Consider the following 6,000-nt stretch of genomic DNA (forward strand, 5'->3'; position numbering starts at 1 on the left):
GCAGCGGTTTTGGGCGACATGCACAGAAACAAAGACCTAAAGCGGGCCGCGTGAATACGCTTGAACGCGACGCGCTTTAGGTGCCGCGCGGCTTGGCGCGCGTCGTCGGCATCGCGTTGGCCGGATCCTCTGGCCAGGGGTGCTTCGGGTAGCGGCCACGCATGTCGGCGCGGACGTCCTTCCAGGAGCCGGCCCAGAAGCCCGGCAGGTCGCGCGTCGTCTGGATCGGGCGCTGGCCGGGCGAGATCAATTCAAGCAGCAGCGGCAGCCGCCCGTCGCCGATGGCCGGATGCGCCTTGAGACCGAAGAGTTCCTGGACGCGGATCGAAAGTAGCGGTTCGTCGCCGTCGTAATGGATCGGGTGGCGCTGTCCGGTCGGCGCTTCGAAATGCGTCGGAGCGAGCTTCGCAAGATCGCGCTGCAAATCGTAAGGAACGAGTGACATCAGCCCTTCGGCGAGGTCACGGCCCTTGATCCCGTCGATGCCGCCGGCCTCCCCTTGAAACGGAACGAACCATTCATCGAGGCGGGAGATGAGCGCCGCATCCGACATGTCGGGCCAGGGCTCGCCGACCGAGCGGTGAAGAAAGCCGATGCGGTCGCGCAATTGATCCACGTCCTTCGGAAACGGCACGGCAGCCAATCCGAACTGGCGAATGCCGTCGGCGAGCGCTCGCGCTGCGGGCTCGCCGCGCGGCCGCGGCAGCGGCGCCTCGTCGAAAATGATAGCCCCGAGCCGGGTCACGCGGCGAGCCCTGACCTGGCGGCTCGCCCGGTCGAAGAAACTTTGCTCCTCCGTGACGATCGCCTCGGGCATATGGGCCTCGACATCGGCTCTGGTGATTTCCGCCGCCGCCAGCACTCGCTGCGCGCCGGCCCGTCCGGTCAGATCGGCAATCACCAGCATCGCCGCCGCCGCCAGCCGCTCGGTCTCCGGCACTTCCGCGCCGCGCCCGTTGGCCATTACGAAGCGGCCGCGGCCGCCGCGCTGCAGGGCTATGCGATCCGGAAAGGCATGCATCAGCAGCGGCCCTGGCGGGCCGGACTCTCCCCTGGGTTTCGATCGAGCGAGGTCCGCGGCCATTCGTCTCGCAAGCCCGCGTGCCGCCTCCGCCCGATCGCTCTGCTCGCTGCGGAAGCGCCGCAGCCGATCCTCGATGTCGAGGCTGTTGCCGCCGAGGCCCTGTTCGGTGAGCATCACCGCGATGAGGCAGGCCTCATGCGCCTGCCCCTCATCTGCGGCCGAAACCGCCATTGCTGCCAGCCTGACTGGCAAGGCGAGGTCGCGGATCATGCGCCCTCTCGCCGTCAACGCCCCACGCGCGTCGAGTGCTCCCAATTCGACGAGCAGGCTGCGCGCTTCCCGCAGCGTCGTTTCCGGCGGCGGGTCGATGAATTTGAGTGACGATGGATCGGCGACACCCCAATGGGCAAGGTCGAGCAGCAGGCCGGAAAGGTCGCTGGCGAGAATCTGCGGCGGCGTGAAGGCGGCAAGTGCCGCCGACTGGCCCGCATGCCACAGCCGGATGGCGACACCCGGCTCGGTTCGCCCGGCGCGCCCGGCACGCTGGTCGGCCGAGGCCCGTGAGACGCGCACGGTCTCCAGCCGGGTGATTCCGGTCGAAGCCTCGAAGACCGGCAGCCGCTGCAGGCCGCTGTCGACGACGATGCGCACCCCGTCGATGGTGATCGAGGTTTCGGCGATCGAGGTTGCGAGCACGATCTTGCGGCTGCCCTTCGGCGCCGGCCGGATCGCCGCATCCTGCTCCTTCTGGCTGAGATTGCCGTAGAGCGGCACGATCATCGTGTTCTGATCGAAGCGTCCGGCGAGGCGTTCGGCCGTCCGGGTGATCTCGGCCTGCCCCGGCAGGAAGGCGAGGATCGAGCCCTCCTCGGACCGATGCGCCTCGGTGATCGTCCGAAGCACCGCATCCTCGACGCTTTCACCGGTGCCTCTGCTCTCGTAGCGGATATCGATCGGATAGCTCCGCCCCTCGCTCTGAAGGACCGGCGCGTCTCCAAGCAGCCCGGCGGCCCGCTCGACGTCGAGCGTCGCCGACATGACGATGATTTTCAAATCGTCGCGCAGCGCCGATTGCACGTCGAGCGCCAGCGCCAGGCCGAAATCGGCGTCGAGCGATCGCTCGTGAAACTCGTCGAAAAGGACCGCCGAAACGCCGGCAAGCTCCGGATCGTCGAGGATCATCCGGGTAAAGACGCCTTCGGTCACCACCTCGATCCGGGTCTTCCCCGAAATGCGGTTGTCGAGCCGCATGCGGTAGCCGACGGTCTCGCCGACCGTCTCGCCCAGCAACGCGGCCATTCGACCGGCCGCGGCCCGCGCCGCGAGGCGCCGCGGTTCGAGCAGGATGATCTTGCCGCCGTTCAGCCACAGTTGATCGAGGAGGAAAAGCGGCACCAGCGTCGTCTTGCCGGCCCCGGGCGGCGCGGAGAGAACGACGGATGGCGATCTCCCGAGCGCTTCGGCAAGTGCCGGCAGGATCTCGCGGACCGGCAGGGATGGAAGCTCGGCCCTCATGGCTTCGCCTCGCCGCCGATTTCGACCACCGTGCCGCCGGCCGCCTCCGCATCGGCGCGGTCATGGGTGACGAGGAGGGCAGGCAGGCCAGCCGCCCTGGCTCTCGAGAAGACCAGTTCGCGCATCTGCTGCCTCAGCGCCGCGTCGAGCTTGGAAAAAGGCTCGTCGAGCAGCAGGAAGTGCGGAGCCGAGACGAGCACCCGCTGCAGCGCCACCCGCGCCTTCTGGCCGCCGGAGAGCGTTTCCGGGTCGCGGTCGAAGAAGCCGGCGAGCCCGACCTCGGCGAGCGCCCCCTCCGCAAGCGCGCGGCGTGTCGCGCGTCCCCGGACGGACGGCGGAATGGCAAACAGGATGTTGCCTCCGACGGAGAGATGCGGGAACAGCAGCGGATCCTGGAACAGGATGCCCGCGTGGCGCCGGTTGGCGGCAACATTGGTCAGGTCTTCCTTGCCGATCAGCAGCTGCCCGCTGGCCTCGAATGCCGGATCGAGGAAGCCGCCGGCAAAGGCGAGCAACGCTGACTTTCCGGAGCCGGACGGTCCCATGATCGTCAGAACCTCCCCCGGCATCACCGTCGCCGACACCGCAAGCAGCGTCCGGTCCGCCAGCCGGATCGTCACGTCTGACAGCGTCAGGGGTCTAGTCTCGGCGATTTCCAGCATTCACGTCCTCATGGCCTGGCGGTTGCGGAATAGCAACTGGGGGCCGAGCGAGGCAACGAGAAATGCAAGAAAGGGCAGGGATGCCTGGACGAGCGCATAGACGCCGATCACCCGCCGGTCGCCGCCGGAGGAAAGCGCCACCGCCTCGGTGGCAATCGTCGTCAGCCGCCCCGCGCCGATCAGCAGCGTCGGAAGATAGAGGCTGACGGACACCGAAAAGCCGACGGCAAAGGCGGTGAGGCATGCGCGAAACAGGAGCGGCAGGCGGACGGTCAGCAGCGTTCGCAGCGCGGACTTGCCGAAGCCGGCCGCGACCCTTTCGAAGCGCGGATCGAGCTCGCGCCAGGGGGCGGAGAGCGACAGCAGCACGTAAGGCAAGGCGAACAGGAAGTGGACTGCCAGAACACTCCAAAACGCGGGTTTAAGTCCTGCCGAGATGATCAGGATCTGCAGGCCGAAAACGAAACTGATTTCCGGCAGCAGCAGCGGAAGATAGAGCAATCGGTGACGCGGCACGTTCCTGCCACGCTCTGCGGCGCCGTTACGGTGGAGCAGCAGAATGGCACAAAAGAGAGCGAGCGCCGCCGACAGGAGAGCGAGGGCAATCGTGGTTCGGAGCGCCGGCCAGAGCGGCGGCAGCGTTCGCAACCAGGTTTGCAGCGTGAGCTCCGCCGGCAAGGCCGCCGGGAATGGCCAGAGCCCGGCAACCGACCAGAGGCCGAGTAGGGTAATGCCGAGGAAGATGGAGGCGGCGCAGCCGGCCATTGCGAAAGCTGAGACGAACCGGGGCATGGCGTCGTTTCTCAGGCGCCGCCCCGAATAGGTCAGCTTGCGGAGGACAAATCGACCGAGCCGTTCGATCAGCAGCCAGATTGCGACCGCTCCAAGAACGACGGCAAGCTGCAGCAGGGCGGCCGCCGAGGCGAGAAACCGGGCGCCGAGGTCGTGATCCGCCGTCCATTGGGCGATCCGCACCGGCAGCGTTGCCGGCAGCTGCGGTCCGAGGATGATCGCGACGTCGACGACCGAGACGGAATAGACGAGGACCGCGAACACCGCCAGGCGGAGCTGCCGGTAGAGGGCCGGCCAGAGGCTGACGAGAAAGCCGATCAGGCGCCCATAGCCGAGCGCTGCGGTCAATTGTCGGGATTGGCGGAGCGGCAGATGCGGCAACGCGGCGAGCGCGATCAGGAAGAGGAAGGGTACTTCCTTGGTGATCAGCCCGACGAGCATCGAGAGAGCGAGCGGATCGTTCGGAACGAGCCATTGCGGCGGCCGCCCGAAGCCGGTCAGTTCCGGCGAAACGAGCCGAAGGAGAAAGCCCGAGGGCGCCACGAGGAAGGCCAGCGCGAAGGCGGCGGCCGCATGCGGAACGGCAAGCAGCGGCGACACCATGTGCTGAATGCGGGAAAAGGCCGGCGTTCCGGCAAATCCTGCCAGGAAAGTGCCGACGATCGCAACGGCAGCGCCGGTGGTGGTCAGGCCGATCACGAGGCCGGTGAGGCTCGAGCGCAGGATATGCGGCTGGCCGGCAAGCTCGGCGAAATGACCGAGCGTGAATTCCGAGCCGCCGAGCGCCGGGAGGTAGCCGAAGGCAGGCAGGATGACTCCCGCCACGCCGGCAAGGATCGGCAGTCCCAGGATCAGGGCAAGAAGCGTGTTCGCGGTAAAAGTGCGCGATCCCTTCAACGCTTTGACGCTAATTGGCCGCCCCATAGCGCCGGATCCATTCGGCCTCGATGCGTATCATCCAGTCCGGATGCGGCTCGTCGAGCGCCGGTCCGAGCTCGTCCGGCTTCAGAGTGGCAATGCCGAGATCGAGCTTTTCGAAGGCGGATCGATCCTCGGCGGCAAGCTTTGCCACGGAAAGAACGGTCGGATCTCCCCAGACCTTCGGATCCTGCTTGCGCAGTTGCGCTTCGGGCGAAAGCAGGAAATCGGCGACGAGCAGCGCCCCGGCCTTCGCCGTGGCATTATAAGGGATGGCGAGGAAATGCGTGTTGCCGAGCGTGCCGCCGGAAAAGACGAAGGAGCGCACCGTGTCCGGAAGCTCGCCATTGGCGATAGCCGACGACGCCTCCGCCGGGTTGAACGCGAAGATGATATCGAGCTCGCCATCGGCGAGCTTCTGCTTCATGTCGGGATAGTTCTGCGGATAGGCTTTGCCTTGCCGCCACAGAAGCGGTGTTAGCTTGTCGAGATAGGCGAACAGCGGCGCGGCATCCGCCGCGAAAGTCGCGTCGTCGACCGGCCGTTGCAGCTTGGGCTTGTCGTCGATGAGCTCGATCAACACTTGCTTCAGGAAGGAGGTGCCGGTGAAATCCGGTGGCTGAGGATAGGAAAAGCGGCCCGGATTGGCTTCCGCCCACGTCAGGAGCCCTTTTGCCGAATCGGGCAGATCGGCTTTCCGCGTTCGCGCCGTATCATGGAAGAACACCAGCTTGGCGCCACCCCAAGGGCTTTCCAGCCCCTCGGTCGGAATGGTGAAATCCCGAAGCACCGTCGGCTTGGTCTCATGATCGACATAGCGCCAGTTCGGCAGTTTCGTCGCCCAGTCGGGCCCGAAGAGAAGCCCTTCGCGCTTCATCGCCGCGAAATTCTCGCCGTTGATCCAGACGAGATCGACCGCACCGCCGTCGTTCTTCCCCGCCGCCTTCTCCGCAACCACCGTTGCGACCGCTTTCGCCGTATCGTCGAGCTTCACATGCACCACGTCGACGCCGTAGCGGGATTTCATCTCGCCGCCCGCCCAGCGAATATAGGCGTTGATATTCTCGGAGCCGCCCCAGGCGTTGAAAT

4 protein-coding genes (1 of these 4 running past the window's edge) are annotated in these 6,000 nt (G+C 66.4%); all 4 read right to left on the reverse strand.

All coding sequences use genetic code 11. The features are described 5' to 3' along the window. Positions 1-76 precede the first annotated feature (76 nt). Tightly spaced (each overlapping or abutting the next), the 4 genes in view from hrpB to SS05631_RS17995 form a layout consistent with a single transcriptional unit that may run on beyond the window. Positions 77-2,539, reverse strand: a complete 2,463-nt coding sequence (hrpB, locus tag SS05631_RS17980) for an ATP-dependent helicase HrpB (RefSeq protein WP_037418590.1) — start codon at positions 2,537-2,539, stop codon at positions 77-79. Next, entirely contained in the window at positions 2,536-3,201 is a 666-nt protein-coding gene (locus SS05631_RS17985; RefSeq protein ID WP_037418593.1) for an ATP-binding cassette domain-containing protein, read from the reverse strand. The genes hrpB and SS05631_RS17985 overlap by 4 nt, the downstream gene beginning before the upstream one ends. After that, positions 3,202-4,917 carry an ABC transporter permease gene (locus tag SS05631_RS17990; RefSeq protein ID WP_095678029.1) on the reverse strand — a complete coding sequence of 572 codons (1,716 nt, stop codon included), beginning with the start codon at positions 4,915-4,917 and terminating at the stop codon, positions 3,202-3,204. Beyond that, positions 4,901-6,000 carry the 3' portion of an ABC transporter substrate-binding protein gene (locus SS05631_RS17995; RefSeq protein WP_037418619.1) on the reverse strand. 124 nt of this gene lie beyond the right edge of the window, so 1,100 of the gene's 1,224 nt are visible here — the last part of the coding sequence; its start codon lies beyond the right edge, outside the window; the stop codon is at positions 4,901-4,903. The genes SS05631_RS17990 and SS05631_RS17995 overlap by 17 nt, the downstream gene beginning before the upstream one ends.

This window comes from Sinorhizobium sp. CCBAU 05631 (genome assembly GCF_002288505.1).
GTDB classification, from domain to species: Bacteria; Pseudomonadota; Alphaproteobacteria; order Rhizobiales; family Rhizobiaceae; genus Sinorhizobium; species Sinorhizobium fredii_C.

Bases quoted from the DNA above. Each gene is read 5' to 3' on its own strand.
- hrpB (WP_037418590.1), bottom strand. From the start codon at position 2,539: ATGAGGGCCGAGCTTCCATCCCTGCCGGTCCGCGAGATCCTGCCGGCA.
- SS05631_RS17985 (WP_037418593.1), bottom strand. From the start codon at position 3,201: ATGCTGGAAATCGCCGAGACTAGACCCCTGACGCTGTCAGACGTGACG.
- SS05631_RS17990 (WP_095678029.1), bottom strand. From the start codon at position 4,917: ATGGGGCGGCCAATTAGCGTCAAAGCGTTGAAGGGATCGCGCACTTTT.